Below are 20,115 nucleotides of genomic sequence, written 5' to 3'. Positions count from 1 at the left end.
TCAATCCTCCCGGCGCCTCATTCTAATGCTATATGCGTTGATCGAAGCTGATGTACTCGGCTGATTACACAGTTAGTTTACGCGGTGCCGAGCAGTTCACGCAGACGAGTCGCAAAGGGGCCCGCCAGCTTATGGTGCGCCTTCTCCTTCAGATGCACGCCATCAGCCATGTCACCCTCAGCCAGGTAGAGGCTCTGCCAGCCCGAGGTGTCCATGAACAGCACGCCGGTCTCGCGGGCACCCTGCCTTGCCACCTCGTTTGCCACGTGACGCTTATGTGCCACCTGCTTATCCGGTGCAGACGCCTCATCCATAGACACCACACCACCGAACACAATCTTCGACGACGGGTACATACGTCGCAGCTGCTCAATGACCTGAGTCTGGTGAGCGTTCACGTGCTCGCGAGCCTTCGTCTCATCCTCGTGAATGTAAATGTCATTGCCGGAGGCGTCCAGGTAAATCACGCCGGGGTTACCGTTCGGCAGAGCCCAACGGCCACCCATCACACCCTGATAGTAGGAAGGGCACACACCCTCGCGGGCGGTCACAAAACCGATGCCGCCGCAACGGAACAGGTACGGGACGAAACCTGCCTGCTTCAGACCCAAACCAACCCAGGAGGTTGCGGTCACCTGCGAGTCACCAATCACTAGGGCGTCCTTAGGGCCAAGAACATTGGTGTTACGCGGCAGACCGTTCGCCTTATCCCAGTAGAGTTCAGCCTTCTCAAACTTGGTGTACAGAACGCCCTTCTTGGATCGCCAGCTCACCGGCAGACCCTCCCAACCGGCAAAGTCGCTGTACCCGCGCTGCTTCCACCAGTGCTCGTAGACGCCGGATTCCACCGCAACCGGACCGTACTTGGGGGTGTACATGACCACGCCACCCTTGAACTGCTGAACCAGCATGTCGGCGGCATCAGCGGAGGCGGGGAACGGCGCCTGAATCTCACCGGTTGCCTGCGCACCCTCCTTGCCGAAGGCGTTCTGCGCGGTGCGTTCCATCTTCTGCGCCGGGGTGGTCGGTTCCGGAGTCGGCTCGGGGGAGGGGGACTCGCTGGGGCTTTCCTGCGCCGACTGGGTAGGCTCGGCGCCCGTAGCAGCGGTAGCAGCGGTGCTACCGGGTGCGGTGAAGCCTCCTGCGGAGTACACGCCAAAGGAACCGGCGGCAACCACAGCAAGGATTGTGCCGGTCAGAGAAACTTTCGCGATAGGAGACTTGATAGAAGGCATGCACAACAGTATACGATAGGCGCAACCCCAAGTAGAGAGCTTTTGAGGGATATTCAAATGAAAATAACAAAAAATATGCACCGCAGTGACAATATTTTAGACTCGGTATGCAAACCGGTGTGCGACTTGGGGCGCAACTCAAAATAGAACCGGCATACCCCCCATATAGAAACGTCCCCTCCCACCCCGAATCGGGGTAGAAGGGGACGAATAAAAACTTATGAGAGCAGGCAATGAACCCGCCTCAGCTCACAAGCATTGTTAGATGTCAGCCGCCTGAACCTTCAGCGCACGAGCCACGCCGTCGCGTGCCTCCGCAATCTGACGGTACAGAGCCGCAGCATCCTCAGGCAGAGAAGCCAGGTACGCCTCGGTACGCTCCAGCAGCTCAGCGGTCGGCTCGCTCGGGTACATGCCACCAATAATCTGCATGGAAATCTCGTGCGAACGCGAACGCCAAATACCCTCAATCTGCTCGAAGTACGGCTCATCGTACTGGGCAATCAGCTCGGGCTTGCCGGACTTGAAACCGGAAATAGCGTAACGCTGAATCATGTTCGACAGTTCGCCGGTCACCATGATCTTGTTCCAGTACTCAGCCTTAGCCTCCGCGGTCGGAATCGACGCGTATGCCTGAGCGGCGTACTGCTGACCGTTCGCGGTGTTGTCGTTCTCCAGCTCCGCAGCAATCTGCTCGGCGGAGAAACGGCCACCGGTAGCCAGGCGGCACACCAGGTTCCAACGCAGGTCAGCGTCAATATCCAGGCCCTCAAGGGTCAGCTCACCCTCGAAGAGACGCTGCACGTTGTCGTACTGCTCCTCGGTGCGGGTCTGGTTGATGAACGCCTGCAGCAGCTGCAGCTGAGCATCCGAATCGGGCTCTGCAACGCATGCCAGCTCCCAGAGACGGTCAGCGGCACGGTGGCGGGTCTCCTCGCGAGCCTCAGGAGCCACGAAGGAGTGCAGGGTAGCGGACAGGTTGTTAATCTGGGTGCGCAGAGCGGTGGAGTTAGTCTCCTGGCCGATGTTGTTCAGCACCAGGTCAACGTACTTACGCGCCGGCATCTGAGCGTCACGCACAGTATCCCAGAGCGAACCCCAGACCACGCCGCGAGCCACGGACGAATCAATGTCGCCCAGGTGCTTGATAGCGGTCTCGATGGAACGCTCATCCAGGCGAATCTTGGCGTACGCCAGATCCTCATCGTTCAGCAGCAGCAGGTCGGGGCGCTTCTTACCGAGAGCCTCCTCAACCACGGTCAGCTCGCCGTCAATATCCAGCTCGATGCGGTCGGTGCGGGTCAGCTTGCCGTCCACCAGGTTGTAGAAACCAATCACGGCACGGTGCGGGCGCAGAGTCTCGAAGCCCTCAGCGTAGGACTGACGGATACCCAGGTTCGAAATGTTGCCCGCCTCATCATTCTCAACCTCAACGGCGAGAGTGTTCACACCAGCGGTCTCAAGCCACTTAGCGCTCCACGCACGCACGTCACGGCCGGAGGTGCGCTCCAGCTCAACCAGCAGGTCGTCAAGAACGGTGTTGCCCCAGCTGTGCTTATCGAAGTACACCTTCAGGGCAGCCATGAAGTTCTCCTGGCCAACCCACGCCACCATCTGACGCAGCACCGAAGCGCCCTTCGCGTACGTAATGCCGTCGAAGTTCACCTGAACATCGGCAAGGTCACGAATCTCAGCCACAATCGGGTGGGTGGAAGACAGCTGATCCTGACGGTACGCCCAGGTCTTCTCCGACGCGGCGAAGGTAGCCCACGCCTCCTTCGCGTAGCGGGTGTTCTCCGCAGCAGCCAGGGTCGACATGAACTCAGCGAAGGACTCGTTCAGCCACAGGTCGTTCCACCACTTCATGGTGACCAGGTCGCCGAACCACATGTGAGCCAGCTCGTGCAGAACGGTGATAGCGCGGCGCTCACGCAGAGCCTCCGCAACCTTGGAACGGAAGACGTAAGTCTCCAGATAGGTCACGCAGCCAGCGTTCTCCATCGCACCGGCGTTGAACTCGGGCACGAACAGCTGATCGTACTTTTCGAACGGGTACGGGGTCTTGAACTGCTCCTCGTAGAACTCGAAGCCCTGACGGGTCAGCTCAAACATGTCCTCAGCATCCACAAACGGCATGAGGGACTTACGAGCGTACACACCCAGCGGAATCACGCGACCCTCAGAGTTAGTCAGCTCGCTGGTGACCTTCTCGTAGGGGCCAGCCACAATCGCGGTAATGTACGAAGACATGCGCGGGGTCGGCTTGAAGAACCAGGTCTTCGCACGGCCGCAACCGCACTCCTTCTCCTCAACCTTCACCTCGGGCTGGTTAGACACAACCACCCAGTGCGAGGGAACGCGCACAATAAACTCGAATTCAGCCTTCAGGTCGGGCTGCTCAAAGACGGGGAACACGCGGCGGGAGTCCGGCACCTCAAACTGGGAGTACAGGTACACTTCGCCGTCGGCGGGGTCCACGAAACGGTGCAGACCCTCACCGGTGTTGGTGTAGAACATCTCTGCGTCAATGACCAGGGTGTTCTCAGCAGCAAGGTTCGGCAGCTGGATGCGCTCGCCGTCCGCCAGGTCGGTGCTCAGCTCTTCGCCGTTGAGGTTAATGGACTTGACCGAGGAAGTGATGGCGTCAATGAAGGTGGAGGCACCTTCCTGAGCGTCGAAGCGGATTTCAACCTTCGAGGAGAAGACGTCTTTGTCCTTCGGAAGGTCAAGTTCAATACGGTACGAGTGCACGCGCTTAATAATGGATGCGCGTTCGGTTGCCTCATTGCGGGTTAGGTTCAGGCCGGGCATACAGCTCCCTCTCCTTAGATGTGAATAGCGTGCCGTGTTGACACGCCCTGTCATGGTGCGCTGGTTCCCGAGGTGCGCGGCTCCTGCGACGCTGCATACGTAGCGCTGGAGGCGTTCAAGTTTGGGCGCGGCGAATCGGGACACCAAAAAGTGCCATATCCCACAGTCTACCGTATAGGTGGGGGTTTAGAAGGCTTCGCATTACCCGAACCCGCGCGAATTCGATACAGTTAAGATAGAAAAAACCCAAGCGGGGGAGCGTATCCCACCTGATGGATGCGCGGCGCACTCTAGCAACGGCGCTCAGAACTGAGACCCGGCGCCTCCCACGAACGCACAAACGCACGTCACACCAAATCACCAGGAGAGTACCATGCGCGTACACATCGCAACCGACCACGCAGGCCTCGAACTGAGCCACTACCTGATCGAATCCCTCACCGCCGAGGGCTACGAGATGATTGACCACGGCCCCGCCGACTACGACCCGCTGGATGACTACCCCTCGTTCTGCATTAACGCAGCCCTTGGTGTGAAGCGTGACCGCGAGGCCGGCCTGGACTCCCTCGGCATCGTGCTGGGCGGTAGCGGCAACGGCGAACAGATGGCTGCGAACAAGGTTGAGGGTATCCGCGCGGCTCTGGCGTGGAACCACGACACCGCGGCACTGGCTCGCGAGCACAACAACGCACAGGTCGTTGCTGTGGGTGGCCGCCAGCACAGCAAGGAAGAAGCACTGGAAATCATTAAGATCTTCCTGGCTACCCCCTGGACCAACGAGGAGCGTCACGCACGCCGTATCGGCCAGCTGGCTGAGTACGAGCAGACCGGCGACATTGCCGGCAAGCAGATTGACGCTGCCTAAGCTCTAAAATCTGAGGCGCATAGTGCAGGCTATGCGCCTCAGTCGTCTCTGCGCCCCATATAATCCGCACTATTTCTAGCCGCGCTATTTCCAGCCCACAAGTTTTCGAGGAGAACCCGTGCCCGAAGGCCACTCCATCCACCGTATCGCCCGCCAAATCAGCGACGTCTTCACCGGCGAGCGCGTGCAGGTTTCCTCCCCGCAGGGCCGCTACACTGAGGGTGCCGCCCTGCTGGACGGTCACACCATCACCGGGGCATACGCGCACGGTAAGCACCTGTTCGTGACCTTCGAAAACGACCTGACCCTGAACGTGCACCTGGGTATTTACGGTAACTGGAGCTTCGGCGGGGACGAGACGTTCACGGGTGCTTCGAGCATTGGCGCGCCCCGCAAGATTGGTGAGAAGGAATATGCGGCGGGGGAGGAGCAGCCCTACGCCGGTCCTCCCGAACCGAAGAGTACGGTGCGTTGCCGTATTGTTTCGGAGCACGGCTGGGCGGATCTGGTGGGCCCGACTATCTGCCGCACCCTCACCCCGGAGGAGGTGCGCACCGTCCGCTCCAAGCTCGGCCCCGACCCGCTCAACCCGGACGCCGACCCCGAACAGTTCTACCGCGCGGCACGCAAGAGCTCCCGCCCGATTGGTGTGATTTTGATGGGCCAGGCGGCAATCTCCGGCGTGGGCAATATCTTCCGCGCCGAGTCGCTGTACCGCCAGGAAATTGATCCGCTACGCCCCGGCAAGAGCCTCAGTGACGAGGAACTGGAGCGACTCTGGGAAGACAATAAGCACCTGCTGGTCATCGGCGTGCGCGTGGGGCGCATCATCACCACCGAACCCGAAGACCGCCCCGGCATACCCGAAACCGAAGCGTGGCCCGACCACGCCAACTACGTGTACATGCACCACGGCGAGCCCTGCCGCCGCTGCGGAACCACCATCCGCATGGAAGAAATTGCCGGCCGTAAACTCTACTGGTGCCCCGGCTGCCAGGTCTGAAAACAGGTCTAAAAACTACTCAAATATTTGACAGCCCAGATGGAACCTCGCTACTATAGTCAAGTTCCATTCCGGGGATGTAGCTTAATGGTAAAGCCTCAGTCTTCCAAACTGATTACGCGGGTTCGATTCCCGTCATCCCCTCGAGATTTAGGGTCTCGACGCTTTCGCGTCGAGGCCCTTTCTTTTTCCCTCGAGGGGATGACGGGAATCCCTTCCGCATGCGGATTTATTTCCTCGCGCGCTCGGAATCCGCACGCTCCAGCTCGTCATCCCCTCCACCTCGCATCCACACAAAACACCCTACAAAACCAAGGGAGATAGGGGAGTACGCGCTCAGTGGAAATAAACCGCGCACGAGCCGCTGTGTTGGGCATTTAGCGGGAAAACAGGTAAACTAGGGCACTGACTGTGTTAAACACGCAAGTGCGCAACACGGTCGGTTTCACGGGGCGTGGCGTAGCTTGGCTAACGCGCCTGCTTTGGGAGCAGGAGATCGCAGGTTCGAATCCTGTCGCCCCGACGTGAAACGGTTGCCGCGACGCTACAGGGTCGTGGCGCTCTTTCCACTAAGCAACCGCGGCACACACGATTCGTGCCGCACCGAAACTATATGAGGAGATCACGGACGTGAAGACCGCCGTCGAGAAGCTCAACCCGACCCTCGCAAAGATTGAGGTCGAGGTTCCCTTCGCAGAATTCAAGCCCTACCTGGACCGCACCTACAAGAACCTCTCGGGTCAGATCAGCGTTCCCGGCTTCCGCAAGGGTAAGCTGCCCAAGCAGCTCATCGAGCAGCGTGCGGGCTTCGACTACATCGTCGAGGCATCCCTGAACGACGCTCTGAACGACTACTACGCACAGGCACTGGGCGAGAACGAACTCTCCCCCCTGGCACAGCCCGAGCTGGACGTTCAGTCCCAGCCCTCCACTGAGAACCGTGAGGCAGACCTCAAGCTGACCATCACCGTCACCGTCCGCCCCGAAATCGAGCTGCCCAACTACGAGGGCCTCGAGGTTGAGGTTGACGAGGTAGAGGTCACCGCTGAGGACGAGGTTCAGGCACTGGACGCTCTGCGTGAGCGCTTCGGCACCCTGAAGACCGTTGAGCGCCCCGCAGCTGACAAGGACTTCGTGACCATCGACATCGCCGCAGAAATCGACGGCGAGCAGGTAGACGCAGCAAACGACCTGTCCTACCAGATTGGTTCCGGCACCATGCTCGACGGCATCGACGAGGCTCTGACCGGCCTGTCCGCTGGCGAGGACGCAACCTTCGAGACCAAGCTCTCCGGCGGCGAGCACGCAGGCGAGCAGGCTGTCATCAAGGTCAAGCTCTCCGCAGTCAAGGAGCGCGAGCTGCCCGCAGCTGACGACGAGTTCGCACAGCTGGCTTCCGAGTTCGACACCATCGACGAGCTGAAGGAAGACATCAAGAAGCAGGTTGCAGAAGCTAAGGTTGCCGAGCAGGGCACCCAGGCACGCGACAAGGTCCTCGCAAAGCTCGTTGAGCTCGTTGAGATCCCCGTCCCCGAGAAGGTTATCGAGGACCAGCTCGAGCAGCACTTCAACAACCCCAACGCTGAAGCAGGCCACGACACCGAGGAGCACCGCGCCGAGGTTCGCGAGAACACCGAGACCGCATTCAAGAACGAGATGGTTCTCGACGCTGTTGCGGACAAGGAAGAAGTGACCGTTGACCAGGCTGAGATGATCAACTACATCATCACCATGAGCTCCCAGTACGGCATGGACCCCAACCAGTTCGCACAGATGCTGGACGGCTCCGGCCAGGCAGGCGCACTGGTCGGCGAGGTTCGCCGCTCCAAGGCTCTGGCAGCAGTGCTGAAGACCGCAGTGGTCAAGGACACCAAGGGCAACGTTGTTGACCTGTCCAAGTACCTGGGCGAGGGCGAAGAGGCAGCTGCCTAAATCCCGCCACGGTCTGCAAAAAGCCACCCCGCTAGAGGGCGTGCGCTGATTGCTTGAAACGTGTAGCCTCAGCGGGCATCCACCGAATTACCGGTTGGGTGCCCGCTGAGGCTCTTTTTCACCCCAAGTTACTTCGCCCGCAATTCCTCCCCGCAACACCCCGAATGCGCATGCAGGCTCGTCAGTACCGCATATGCTGGGCGCTGTGCTTCACGCTGTGCTTCACCCCCTGGCGAACGAACAACCCGAAGGGAAGCGGGGGAGAGCAACTATCGGTAAGGTAGTAGCAACGAAACTTTTCGCGTGCGCTCCGGCGCGTAAATCGCGCAAAGATGCAGCGAAGACCCATTAGAGAAGAAGAGGAAGAATGTCCAGCTACATGCCTCTGCCCATCGGCGCCTCCCAGGCAGCCGGCGTGGCGCCCGCGCCGTCTATGGCAACCCCCATCGTTGGTGCCCAGGAAGATTACGTCTACAACAGCCTCCTGAAGGAGCGCATTATCTGGCTCGGCTCCGAGGTGCGCGACTCCAACGCTAACCTCATCTGCTCCCAGATGCTGTTGCTCTCGGCTGAAGACCCCGAGGCAGACATCTACCTGTACATCAACTCGCCCGGCGGCTCCGTGACCGCTGGTATGGCAATCTACGACACCATGCAGCTCATCCCGAACGACGTGGTGACCGTGGTGACCGGTATGGCAGCATCCATGGGTCAGTTCCTGCTCACCGCAGGCACCATCGGCAAGCGCTACGCAACCCCGAACGCCCGCATCCTCATGCACCAGCCCCTCGGTGGTATTGGCGGTACCGCATCGGATATCCGCACCCAGGCTGAGCTGATTCTGGACATGAAGAAGCGCCTGGCAGAGATTACCGCTGAGCGCACCGGCAAGAGCCTGGAAACCATCCTGAAGGATAACGACCGCGACAACTGGTTCAACGCGGAAGAGGGCCTGGAGTACGGCTTCTTCGACCACATTGCGACCACCGCCGGTAAGCTGCCCGAATCGAAGAACGCATAAGGGAGATGCACATGAACTACCTGCCGAACGATATCACCACCTCGGCGCCGGCTATGCCGAGCAACCGCTACGTGCTCCCCAGCTTCGAGGAGCGCACCCCCTACGGTTACAAGCGTCAGGACCCGTACGCAAAGCTGTTCGAGGACCGCATCATCTTCCTGGGCACCCAGGTGGACGACGCATCCGCTGACGACATCATGGCTCAGCTGCTGGTGCTGGAGGCACAGGACCCCGAGCGTGACATCACCCTGTACATCAACTCGCCCGGCGGCTCCTTCACCGCAATGACCGCTATCTACGACACCATGCAGTTCATCCGCCCCGAGATCCAGACCGTGTGCCTGGGTCAGGCGGCATCCGCTGCGGCGGTTCTGCTGGCTGCCGGTACCCCCGGCAAGCGTCTGGCACTGCCGAACGCTCGCGTGCTGATTCACCAGCCCGCTCTGAGCGGCCAGCAGGGCGGTCAGGCATCTGACATTGAGATTCACGCGAACGAGGTTATGCGTATGCGTGAGTGGACTGCACAGACCCTGGCGCTGCACTCGGGCAAGACCTACGAGGAAGTTGACCGCTCCATTGAGCGTGACAACATTCTGACTGCGGCTGCTGCTCTGGAGTACGGCCTGGTCGATAAGGTGCTGGAGTCTCGTAAGTTGCGTAAGCCTGCGACCAACACCGCTATTTCCCACACCTAAACTTTAGTTTTGAGGAATATCCCCGAGTATTTTTCGGGGGAGGGGCGGCATTGCCCCGTGTGCGAGCCTTCGGGCTGGTGCGCGGTGCGGTGCCGCTTCTTTTTGTGCACCGTGGGTGTATTTGGTGGGTCTCCGTGTGGTGCTTCAGTAGGTGACTCTGACCTGCACTTTACCCTTGTGAATCACCGTCATATCGGGGTGTGGAAGTTCCTGCCGCCGTCATAAAAGACGCGCTTTGTCATATGCCCGGTAAGTCCGTTCATTTGCGGTGCGTAATTCTTGGTTCCGGGGTGAACTCCGGTAGCCTTAGAAAAGGAGAAAATTCGAGTATTTCATACCGTTTTCTCACTCAAACTAGGGCGCCCACCACCCGCCGGTGCTCCTCCTGAGAAATCACCGCAGACATCAGGTCACTGACCCTTCTGCGCCGATTTCACCACGCCGATCGAAAGGGAATTTTCGTGGCCACAGACGTCATTGTGCCTCCCGAACAGCCCAACGCCAGCATGCGATGCTCCTTCTGCAAGAAGACTCGCGCGCAGGTTTTTAAGATTGTGCTCGGCCCGAATGTTTCTATCTGCGACGAATGCGTGGAGCTGTGCGAAGAGATCCTCGCTGAAGAGCGTCTGAAGGTGAAGGCCCCCGCCGCTGCGCCCGCGCCTCAGCTGGCTACTCCGCGCGAAATTTACAGCTACCTCAACGACTACGTCATCGGTCAGGACGCGGCGAAGCGCACCCTGGCGGTGGCGGTGTACAACCACTACAAGCGCATCCACGATATTGATAACCCGGTGTTGACCTCCCGCATTCTTTCGGCGACCGCGGGGGAGCAGGTGGAGCTGGGCAAGTCAAATATTCTGATGCTCGGACCGACCGGTTGCGGTAAAACCTACCTGGCGGCAACCCTGGCGAAGAAGCTGGATGTGCCCTTCGCCCTGGTCGACGCAACCACCCTCACCGAGGCGGGCTACGTGGGTGACGACGTGGAGAACATTCTGCTGCGCCTCATCAACGCCGCTGACGGCGATATTGCCAAGGCTCAGCGCGGCATCATCTACATTGACGAGATCGACAAGATTGCCCGTAAGGGTGGCGAGAACCTCTCCATCACCCGTGACGTGTCCGGTGAGGGCGTGCAGCAGGCGCTGCTGAAGATTATTGAGGGTACCGTGGCGACCGTACCCCCGGAGGGCGGCCGCAAGCACCCGGCGCACGCGAACATTGAGATTGATACCTCGAACATTCTCTTCATCGTGGCTGGAGCCTTCGACAATATTGACGACCGCATCGCAGCCCGAGTGGGCGCCGGCGGCATCGGTTTCGGTGCTGAACTGGGTGGCTCCGTGAAGAACCCGCTGGACCAGATCATGCCCGAGGACCTGGCGCACTACGGCATTATCCCCGAGCTGATTGGCCGCCTGCCGGTCATCTCGACCCTGAGTGAGCTCAACGAGGAAGAGCTGGCTCGCGTGCTGACGGAACCGAAGAACGCACTGCTCAAACAGTACCGTCACCTCTTCGCCCTGGATGGCGTGGACCTGGTCATCGACGACGCAGCGATTGCGGCTATTGCCCGTCTCGCCGCCGAACGCGGCACCGGTGCCCGCGGCCTGCGCGCCATGATGGAGCAGATTCTGCAGCCGATTATGTTCGACATCCCGGACCGCACCGATGTGGTGTCCATCGTCATCGGTGAGGACACCGTGCTCAACGGCACGGAACCCCGCTACGTGCTGCAGGCACCCGACCCCGAAACCGAGACCACCCGCACCGTGAAGGGGGAGGCGAAGGCTGCCTCCCTGAAGGAAGCGGACCGTCAGGCGGCATAACCGAATACTTCCAGCCGATAGGCTAGGGAATAAAGAAGCCGTCGCCCCGGTTATACGGGGTGACGGCTCACTAGCAGGTACTGCTCTCGCTGGCGTGTCCTGATGAGTGTGTACCGAAGAATAAGCGCCGGCTCATAGAAGCGGCTGGCACAACCGTATGAGAGAGGAACACTCATGGCTGAGAACGCACCCGCACAGATTGATTTCTGGTTCGACCCGATCTGCCCCTGGTGCTGGATTACCTCCCGCTGGATTGGCGAGGTGCAGAAGGTCCGCAACGTTGAGGTGACCTGGCGCCCCTTCTCGCTGTCCATGCACAACCAGGGCCGCGACCTGCCCGCCGACTACCAGGCAATGATGGACCAGTCCTGGGCGCCGACCCGCCTCATCACCGCTGTGCGCGAGCTGCACGGTAACGAGGTTATTAAGCCCCTCTACGACGCTCTGGGCGAGCAGATTCACCACAACAGCAACAAGGCCGATTCCTACCGCGATGCAATCGTCAAGGCGCTGGAGGAGGTCAATCTGCCCGCAGAGCTGGCGGACGTAGCCTTCACCGATCAGTACGATGAGCAGATGCGCGCCTCCCTGGACCTCGCACTGGAGACCGTGGGCGGCACCGATGTGGGTGTTCCGCTGATTTCCATTAACGGCACCGCTTTCTTCGGCCCGGTCATCTCCCCGAGCCCCGCCGGTGAAGAGGCAGGTAAGCTCTTCGACGGCGCCCTGGCGCTGGCTTCCTACCCCGGCTTCTTTGAGCTCAAGCGCCCCCGTAACGTGGGCCCGATTTTCCACGGCGAAAAGGGTGAAGCCTAAGAAGCCTGCAATGTGCTGAGATTCCTGCAATGCGCGCAGGCCCGGTAGAGTCTGCGGCTGCAGAGCAAAAAAGTACCGCCCGATCATGTACTGACCGGGCGGTACTTTTCTATTCACTATGTTGCGCTGAAACGTGCAATCTACGCGCGGTGAGCGTTGCTTGCAGAGGTAGCTTTGCGTGCCTTCTGCGCATTGTGCGTCTTCTGCGCTTTCTGGGCTTTCTGAGCCTTGCGCTGTGCCCTGTGCTCGAGAACCTTCGGGTGCGTTGCGCGCTGCACGATCTTCGTATCGCGCATGTGGAAGGTGCGGGTTGCCGTGTACTGGACCGCCGCATCCGAGGTGAACGCCAGCATCGCAAACACCGCAACACCCAGCTGGAAGAAAATCGTGGACAGCGGCAGGGACTGGTGGCCCCACAGCACACCGCCGGTAATCGCTGCGAAGTTCAACGCAGTCAACAGCAGAGCCAGGCGACGAGCCTTCGACGAGCCGCGCAACGTGCTCCACAGCAGGAACAGGTGCACCGCCGAATAAATTGCTACAAAACCCACCAGCACGGTGCCGGTAATGGTGAGCAGCACGTTGCTATCCACCTGATCGAAGAGGTCCAGCAGCTCAATGTCGTTGCCGGAGCCTTCCTCCAGCAGCTTGGCGCGAAGTGCCGGGCGGCTGAGCGCCAAAATGACGCTGTTGACAATGTCGGCGAGGGTCACAGCGATGAGCATACCCGAACCAACCAGCAGGCTCAGCGGCATGCGGTACGCCAGGTCGTGCGCACTGGAGAGGTGAATTTCTTCCTGCTCCTGCGGCTCCAGTCCCTCATTGTTTAGCACGATGACCGGGAGCGCGCCGTCCGTGCGGATCGCGTCACCGCCGCCGTTACGGGCGTGGTAGCCGGAGGAAAAATCGTGCAGAATCTCAACGTGAGTTTCCGGGTGAGCGTACTGAATGGACTCCACAATGTAGTCGCGTTCAAAGTCGGTTTCAGCGTCAATGCGGTGCGTGACCTGCAGAGTGAAGAAACTGAAACCCACACCAGAGTCGTACGTGCCCGCCGCCAACCAATCCACCTGGTGACCGCCCGGCAGAAGCCAGCCGTCCGGGGTTTTCCAGAAGCGCACGTGGTGGCGCTTCTCGGGGTTGCCGTCCACTTCCTTCTGGTAGGCGAAAGCCTGCGTCTTACCAAAAATTTTCAGCGGGGAGACGGGTGCCTCCGCGTAGGAACGGCGGGTGATGGTGGAAAGAATAATCTTCCAGGAAGAGACGAGGGTGACGTCATCAGCGCGGGTCCAGCCGGCGTCCTGCATGACCTGGTGAATCTGCTCCTCGGTACCAATCAGACCGATATTGACCGGGTCACCGAGCAGACCGTCCGGGGTGCGGGTGCGCCCAATAAAGTAGTCGGGCACGTAGATGCGGGTCATGATCGCGTGAAAACGCGGTAGCGTCAGGTACGCGGTGACCGCCCAGAAAATGAAGGCGATGGGGAAACCCCAGAAAGAATGGCCGACCGTATTCGCCAGAATCATGAAGGTCAGCACGAGGGCGGCGACGCCGGCGAAGATAAAGAAGAGAGTGTCCCAGAAATCAACCCAGAAGCTACGCGGCACGAGGTCTTGCGCCGCACCGCGCGTGTCAATATCGCCACGGTAAACCGGTGGCGAGGTGACTGGGGGAGCAACATCGCTACGTATAGGCCGCAGGACGCGTTTTTGGTGGGACATTCCCGCCCTTTCTGCAACATAGTTAGGGTCTTTGAATATCCATAACTATAGCAAGGGGCAGGTTATGTGAAGTACGCATTCCGGGCAGGGCTTAATCGCTTGGCTCGATAGCCCCGCCGCAGAAAAACGCGGTACAACGCGGAGTGCTGGCGTTGCCGCGCGAAAGAAATAAAGGGTGACCCTACTCGGGGAGGGGCTTAGCCTCAACCGCAGCACGTGCGGCGGCAATGGAGCTTTCGTGGTGCAGCATATCGCGGCTTTCACGCATGAGGCGCACCCACTTGCGGGTCAGTTCCTCAAGTTGCTGAGCGGTCAACGAACCGGAGGCGATGCTCGCCTCATCGGTGGCGGCGCTGGTGGAAATGTGCTGATGCCACAGGTCGTACACTTCGTTGGTGTAGCTGGCACGCAGCGCCTGGGCATGTTCACGTGCCTGGCTGATGTACTCGTTCAGGCTCGTGTGATAGTGCTGAAGCTGATCGGGGGAAATGTTGGCTTGTGCTCCTGGCGGCGTGCTCGGGGTTGAGCTCTGCCTCGCCTGGGGTTTGTTCGGTAATCCGGAAGAGGATGAGTATGAATTCATGAGGATATGGGGTGCGCCTACTTTGGCGCGGGTCAGAGTCAGGACGCATCGCTGCGCCTGACGGGTGGTTTATTGTCGTGCGGTTGGTCGGGGTATGTCTTGCTCGTACCGGTGATTTGTCTGTTGCTGAAGTTGAATAGAGGGTTGTTCCCGATGGTAAAACCCTCGCATCAACAATCATACATAAAGTGACAGTCAATCTCATAAGGTTGATTATGCTCTTTGCACATTGATGAACAGAAAAAGGGATTGAAAATCCCACATAATCCCTACAGAACAGCAGACTAAAACCCACATTATTGGGGGAGGAGGTTGTGAAGGTGCTAGGGATGGGTACGGGCACCCGCGGGTACCGAATGTGTAAAGCCTCTAGTCAGAGTCGTAAAAGCGCCATACAAAGCACCGCCCGCAGTCGAGCATCACGCTCTCCGGGTACCTTGCCTGCAGAAACCAACGAACCGCAGACACAGAAAACGGGGCGGTACCGTCAATCGGTACCGCCCCGTCCTCAACACCAACTCGGTGTTATGTCACTAAGCAATGAACGTTAGATTCGATTACTCAGCTGCTTCTTCCACAACGAGTACAACGTCGCGAACCTCCAGCTCGCCCTCAGCTGCCACCAGGGACAGCTCACGAGCGTTACCGGCAGCCTTCAGGTCAGCCAAGCCAGCGGCAATGCGATCCAGCTGAGCCTGAGGAGCCGCAATAGTAGCGGACTCAACCTCGGTGCGCTGCTTGACCTTCGCGTCGCTCTTAGCCTTACGCAGACCACCCAGAGCCTCAGCAACATCCGGCAGGATCTGCTTGAGCGACTCAATCTGAGCCGGGTCAGCGTCCGCCAGGACCCACTGAGCAGAAATGCCAGCAGTCGGGTTCTGTGCGGAGTACTCAGCCAGCAGGGTGCCCTCCAGGATGGGCAGTGCCTGCGGCCACTCGGCGCGGTGCACGCTACCCGCACGCCACCAGGACCAAATCTCTTCGGTCACGAAGGGCAGGAAGGGCGCGAACAGGCGCAGCAGAGCGTCCAGGGTGGTGGCCAGAGCGGCCAGAACCGAAGCCTGCTCCTCCTCGCCGCGAGCACCGTAGGCACGGTCCTTAATCAGCTCGACGAAGTCGTCGGTGAAGGACCAGAAGAAGCTCTCGCAAATCTGCAGGGCACGAGCGTACTCGTACTTCTCAAATGCTGCGGTTGCCTCTTCAACCAGGTACGCCAGGCGAGCCAGCAGGGAGCGATCCAGGGCGTTGATGAGCACGCGACCCTGAGCCTGCGAGGTGATGACGGACTTCTCGGTTGCACCCAGGTTCAGCACGAACTTGGATGCGTTGAGCAGCTTGATGGCCAGGCGGCGGCCAATCTTCATCTGACCCTCGTCGTAGGCGGTGTCGGCACCCAGGCGAGCGGAAGCAGCCCAGTAGCGCACAGCGTCCGAACCGTACTTCTCCAGAACCTCGTTCGGGACCACAACATTGCCCTTGGACTTGGACATCTTCTTGCGGTCCGGGTCGAGAATCCAGCCGGAGAGCGCGGTGTTGTACCACGGCACGGAGGACGCCAGGGTCTCCGCGCGAACAGCGGTGGAGAACAGCCAGGTACGGATAATGTCGTGACCCTGCGGGCGCAGATCCATGGGGAAGGTCTTCGCGTGCAGGTCCGGGTTCACACCCCAGCCGGTCGCAATCTGCGGGGTCAGAGAGGAGGTAGCCCAGGTGTCCAGAACGTCCGGGTCAGCGATGAAGCCGCCCGCTACGCCGCGCTGATCCTCGGTGTAACCGGGAGCAGCCTGAGATGCGGGGTCAACCGGCAGCATCTCTTCGGTGGGCAGAATCGGGTTCTCGTAGTCCGGCTCGCCCTCAGCGTCCAGCGGGTACCAGACGGGGAAGGGAACGCCGAAGAAGCGCTGGCGAGAAATCAGCCAGTCGCCATTCAGACCCTCAACCCAGTTCTCGTAGCGGCTACGCATGAAGGAGGGGTACCAGTTCATCTCACGGCCGCGCTCGATGAGCTTCTCGCGGCGTGCAGCGTCACGGCCACCGTTGCGGATGTACCACTGACGGGAAGCAACGATTTCGAGGGGCTTGTCACCCTTCTCGTAGAACTTCACGGGGTGGGTAATCGGCTTGGGGTCGCCGTCCATTTCGCCAGCCTCAACCAGCATTTCCACGACGGTCTTCTGTGCGGTGAAGACGGTGGTGCCAGCCATACGCTCGTAGCGCTCGCGGCCCTCAGCGGAGGTGATCCACTCGGGGGTTTCGCGGGAGAAACGGCCGTCGCGACCGATGAGGGCGCGGGTGTCCAGCTGCAGTTCACGCCACCAGGTGACGTCGGTGGTGTCACCGAAGGTACAGATCATGGCGATACCGGCACCCTTGTCGGGCTGTGCCAGCGGGTGCGCCTTAATTTCGACCTCAACGCCGAACAGCGGGGAGGTGACGGTGGTGCCGAACAGCGGCTTGTAACGCTCGTCGTCCGGGTGCGCCACGAGAGCCACACAGGAGGGCAACAGCTCGGGGCGGGTGGTCTCAATCCAGACCTTCTCGCCGTTGGGGCGGTGGAAGCTGATGCGGTGGTACGCGCCGGGGCGTTCCTTGTCTTCCAGCTCAGCCTGTGCCACTGCGGTGCGGAAAGTGACGTCCCACATGGTCGGTGCTTCAGCCATGTAGGCGTTGCCTGCTTCCAGGTCCTTCAGGAAGGCGAGCTGGGAGACCTTGCGGGAGTGCGCGTCGATGGTGCGGTAGGTGCGCGACCAGTCAACGGACAGACCCAGGGTGGTGAAGAGGTTTTCGAAGACCTTCTCGTCTTCAACCGCGAGCTCTTCACAGAGTTCAATGAAGTTGTTGCGGGAGATACGCGGCCACTTTGCCTGGCTGCGGTCGGGCTTGGGGGTGCCGTCTGCCTTCCAGGTGATCAGGTCACGGAAGGAGTCGTTGTCTGCCACGGAGGGGTCGCAGAGAACGCCGTAGTAGTTCTGAACGCGGCGTTCGGTGGGCAGGCCGTTGTCATCCCAGCCGAGGGGGTAGAACACGTTCTTGCCGGTCATGCGCTGGTAGCGTGCAATGACGTCGGTCTGGGTGTAGGAGAACATGTGACCCACGTGCAGGGAGCCGGATGCGGTCGGCGGCGGGGTGTCAATGGAGTAGACCTGTTCGCGAGTGGTGTTCTCGTCGAATGCGTAGGTCTTCTCGTCGGCCCAGCGCTGCGAGAGCTTCTCTTCGAGGCCTTCGAGGGCGGGGCGGTCGGGAACGTTAATCTGTACGGGCGAGTCTGAGCCCAAAATGTTTTCAGCCATAACGGCTATTTTCTCATATTCACGGCATTCTCTCAGCTCCAGGGGAATTCTGCGCCGCACCGTGCTGTTCGTACCGCTCGATGGCGGCTTCTAGGCGCGCCAGGAGGTGCCGGTACCGGCTCACAAATTGTGCCCTGCGCACTGCGGCGCGTACCCCGCCGGAGGCGGTGAGATCCTGCCAGCTGGCGGGGTCGAGGTAGCTCTGCCCGAGCAGTAGGTGAACTTCGGAACTGTAGGGGAGTCCGGTGGTGGCACGGATGCTGCGCGCCCGCTGCTGGAGGGTGCGGCGCTGCTCTTTAAGGTCGGTGATGTGCTGGTGCGGTGTTGCTGTCATGTGGAGGCTCCCTATATGAGGAGTAATTGGCGATTCAGTGACAAACTCGGTGGAAACGGTAATGGGGGAGAGACCCCCTAATATTGCTGCCCCTGATTACCTGCAGTGTAGGCGCGAAAATCCGCAGTATCAACAGTCGGCGAATCCTTCTCAGGGGCGCGGGCACGGCGTAGACTGAAAGTACACGACCTTTGAGGAGTTGCCAATGAGTTCTCTGAGTATTTTTGGTTTGGGCACGTCTGAAACTGTTCTGCTGATACTGCACCTGGTGCTGGTTGCGTTGTGCGTCTGGCATTTGACGGTGCGTAGCGGCTATGGTGAGGCGCGTATGCGTTTCGTGCTACCGCTGATTATGTTCATGCCCGGCGCTGCGGTTCTTTATCTGCTGTCTGCGCGTGAAGGTACGGTCCCTCCGGACACGATTAAGACCGGCAGTAGCTCGCCCGTGTACTTTGAGCATCGCCTCGGATTCCGTGACGGCGGCAGGAGCCGCTGGGGTCTGCCGCGCCGCCGCAAGTAGCACGGGTGATGGTGTCTGTATCGTTTGTTCTGAACGGCGGCGGGTACCTATCTCACTATCGAAAATTTCAAAATATATGCCCGCGAGTCTGCTCGAACTGAGCACCCGCGGGCATCACTCTACTAGGATTAAAGTATGACTGAGAACACCCACATTCCTGCATCTCCTTTCCTGCCCCATACCGGTGACGGCAAAGTGGCCGTGGTGACCGGCGCATCCAGCGGTATTGGCCGAGCCACCGTACAGCAGCTAGTAGCAAGTGGCTGGACCGTCTACGCCCTGGCTCGTCGTACCGACCGTCTTTACACCCTTTATGCGGAAACCGGCGCTCACCCGGTGACCTGCGATGTGACCGATGAGCAGTCCGTTCAGTTCGTAGCCGAGCAGATCCTGGAGGAGCAGGGCACCATTGACGCCCTGGTCAATATTGCCGGTGGTGCTATTGGCGTGGATAAGGTTGCCGACGGCAAGCCTACCGATTATTTGAAGATGTACCAGATGAATGTTCTCGGTATTCTGCACATGGTGCGTGCCTTCGCGGAGGCGTTGCGCCTGAACGGTCACGGCACGATCCTGAACCTGACCTCCACCGCTGCCGAGCACGGCTACGAGGGCGGCGCCGGATACAACGCGGCGAAGTTCGGCGCTCGCGGCCTGACCGAGGCGCTCCGCCTGGAAGAAGCGGAACATAACGTTCGCGTGATTGAGATTTGCCCGGGCATGGTGCACACCGAGGAGTTCTCCCTAAATCGTCTGGGTTCTAAGGAAGCTGCAGAGCGCGTCTACGCGGGCGTTGAGAAGCCGCTAACCGCCGAGGATGTAGCGCAGACCGTGACCTTTGCGTTGAACGTTCCGCACCACGTGAACCTTGACCGCATTACGATTCGCCCGGTGGCGCAGCCGAGCCAGTTCAAGGTGATTCGCAAGGAGAGCTAAGCTTTGTGCTCTTGCGTCCGCTGATGCGGGGTTTTGTGTTTGCCTCGCCTGCATTCCTGATTCTTGGGATGCGGGCGAGGCTTTTTGTTTGTACGCGGGGAGGTCTGTGGCTTGTGTGGAGCTTTGATCCGGGTGCCAAGCGGGGCGGGAATAGGTGGGGGAGAGGTATCAAGGAGTACTTGATGGAACTATAAAGTGGTACGTGAGACTTTAAGGTTCACCATGGTGAAATAGTTGGGGTGAAATCATCTATGGAAAGTATTATATTTTCTTCAAATGCAATCAAAATGTAGGGTTACCGGTGTTCACATGTCAGTATATGACCACAAAACACCATAATTGGTCTGTAATAACCCTCAACTTGAGGGGTGGTTTTATAACGATTTCATTACAGTTACTTAAAGCGGGCATTAAGAGGGCAGAAGACTCAGAGTTGGGTGTTAGCCTTTTAGCAGTCACACCCATGTGTGAATCTGCGCGCCCCTCAAAGACGGAGGCACACCGCGTAGGTTCACCACCGA

Annotated in this window: 15 protein-coding genes and 2 tRNA genes; 11 read left to right on the top strand and 6 right to left on the bottom strand. The window is 59.7% G+C overall.

Annotated elements, in window-relative coordinates; all coding sequences use genetic code 11:
* Positions 1–77 precede the first annotated feature (77 nt).
* Positions 78–1,235, bottom strand: coding sequence for an SGNH/GDSL hydrolase family protein (locus tag HMPREF2528_RS08055; protein ID WP_246823918.1), 1,158 nt, complete (start codon positions 1,233–1,235; stop codon positions 78–80).
* 261 nt (positions 1,236–1,496) lie between these two features.
* On the bottom strand, positions 1,497–4,046 hold the full coding sequence (pepN, locus tag HMPREF2528_RS08050) for an aminopeptidase N (RefSeq protein ID WP_070543697.1): 2,550 nt from the start codon (positions 4,044–4,046) through the stop codon (positions 1,497–1,499).
* 373 nt (positions 4,047–4,419) lie between these two features.
* Here pepN and HMPREF2528_RS08045 point away from each other — a divergent pair, with 373 nt between their 5' ends.
* The 9 genes from HMPREF2528_RS08045 to HMPREF2528_RS08005 all read left to right on the top strand — a co-directional run bounded on the left by HMPREF2528_RS08045 (position 4,420) and on the right by HMPREF2528_RS08005 (position 12,207).
* Positions 4,420–4,911 carry a ribose-5-phosphate isomerase gene (locus tag HMPREF2528_RS08045; protein ID WP_049342085.1) on the top strand — a complete coding sequence of 164 codons (492 nt, stop codon included), beginning with the start codon at positions 4,420–4,422 and terminating at the stop codon, positions 4,909–4,911.
* A gap of 118 nt (positions 4,912–5,029) precedes the next feature.
* The gene (locus tag HMPREF2528_RS08040; protein ID WP_070543696.1) at positions 5,030–5,914 is read left to right on the top strand and encodes an Fpg/Nei family DNA glycosylase; all 885 of its coding nucleotides are present in this window, start codon (positions 5,030–5,032) and stop codon (positions 5,912–5,914) included.
* A 73-nt stretch (positions 5,915–5,987) separates the two neighbouring features.
* A tRNA-Gly gene (locus HMPREF2528_RS08035) sits at positions 5,988–6,058 on the top strand.
* A 304-nt stretch (positions 6,059–6,362) separates the two neighbouring features.
* Positions 6,363–6,437: transfer RNA gene (locus HMPREF2528_RS08030), tRNA-Pro, on the top strand.
* Between the two features lie 107 nt (positions 6,438–6,544).
* A complete protein-coding gene (gene tig, locus HMPREF2528_RS08025; RefSeq protein ID WP_049342083.1) occupies positions 6,545–7,846 on the top strand; it encodes a trigger factor in 1,302 nt (433 codons plus the stop codon).
* 367 nt (positions 7,847–8,213) lie between these two features.
* On the top strand, positions 8,214–8,867 hold the full coding sequence (locus HMPREF2528_RS08020) for an ATP-dependent Clp protease proteolytic subunit (RefSeq protein WP_005505718.1): 654 nt from the start codon (positions 8,214–8,216) through the stop codon (positions 8,865–8,867).
* Positions 8,868–8,872: 5 nt separating this feature from the next.
* Positions 8,873–9,562: an ATP-dependent Clp protease proteolytic subunit gene (locus HMPREF2528_RS08015; RefSeq protein ID WP_012903382.1), complete on the top strand. Its 690-nt coding sequence runs from the start codon at positions 8,873–8,875 to the stop codon at positions 9,560–9,562.
* A gap of 506 nt (positions 9,563–10,068) precedes the next feature.
* The gene (gene clpX, locus HMPREF2528_RS08010) at positions 10,069–11,391 is read left to right on the top strand and encodes an ATP-dependent Clp protease ATP-binding subunit ClpX (protein ID WP_049363121.1); all 1,323 of its coding nucleotides are present in this window, start codon (positions 10,069–10,071) and stop codon (positions 11,389–11,391) included.
* Between the two features lie 174 nt (positions 11,392–11,565).
* Entirely contained in the window at positions 11,566–12,207 is a 642-nt protein-coding gene (locus HMPREF2528_RS08005) for a DsbA family oxidoreductase (protein WP_049363076.1), read from the top strand.
* Between the two features lie 140 nt (positions 12,208–12,347).
* On the opposite strand, the gene HMPREF2528_RS08000 is transcribed toward HMPREF2528_RS08005, so the two are convergent.
* The 4 genes from HMPREF2528_RS08000 to HMPREF2528_RS07985 form a co-directional block, all read right to left on the bottom strand.
* Positions 12,348–13,931: an LssY C-terminal domain-containing protein gene (locus tag HMPREF2528_RS08000; RefSeq protein ID WP_070506107.1), complete on the bottom strand. Its 1,584-nt coding sequence runs from the start codon at positions 13,929–13,931 to the stop codon at positions 12,348–12,350.
* Between the two features lie 181 nt (positions 13,932–14,112).
* Positions 14,113–14,514, bottom strand: a complete 402-nt coding sequence (locus tag HMPREF2528_RS09165) for a hypothetical protein (protein ID WP_141744434.1) — start codon at positions 14,512–14,514, stop codon at positions 14,113–14,115.
* 557 nt (positions 14,515–15,071) lie between these two features.
* The gene (gene valS, locus HMPREF2528_RS07990; protein WP_070506108.1) at positions 15,072–17,804 is read right to left on the bottom strand and encodes a valine--tRNA ligase; all 2,733 of its coding nucleotides are present in this window, start codon (positions 17,802–17,804) and stop codon (positions 15,072–15,074) included.
* A gap of 19 nt (positions 17,805–17,823) precedes the next feature.
* Positions 17,824–18,138, bottom strand: a complete 315-nt coding sequence (locus HMPREF2528_RS07985) for a hypothetical protein (protein WP_070506110.1) — start codon at positions 18,136–18,138, stop codon at positions 17,824–17,826.
* A 205-nt stretch (positions 18,139–18,343) separates the two neighbouring features.
* On the opposite strand from HMPREF2528_RS07985, the gene HMPREF2528_RS07980 reads away from it, so the two are divergent.
* Together HMPREF2528_RS07980 and HMPREF2528_RS07975 are read left to right on the top strand one after the other, a co-directional pair.
* Positions 18,344–18,658 (top strand): hypothetical protein, encoded by a 315-nt coding sequence (locus tag HMPREF2528_RS07980; protein ID WP_005508144.1) that lies wholly within the window; start codon positions 18,344–18,346, stop codon positions 18,656–18,658.
* Positions 18,659–18,793: 135 nt separating this feature from the next.
* Positions 18,794–19,594, top strand: a complete 801-nt coding sequence (locus tag HMPREF2528_RS07975; protein ID WP_049345606.1) for an SDR family oxidoreductase — start codon at positions 18,794–18,796, stop codon at positions 19,592–19,594.
* Positions 19,595–20,115 lie beyond the last annotated feature (521 nt).

The organism is Rothia sp. HMSC078H08 (assembly GCF_001808955.1).
Lineage (GTDB): Bacteria > Actinomycetota > Actinomycetes > Actinomycetales > Micrococcaceae > Rothia.
Note: the sequence above shows the minus strand (reverse complement) of the source record. Positions and strands in the feature narration are given on the sequence as shown.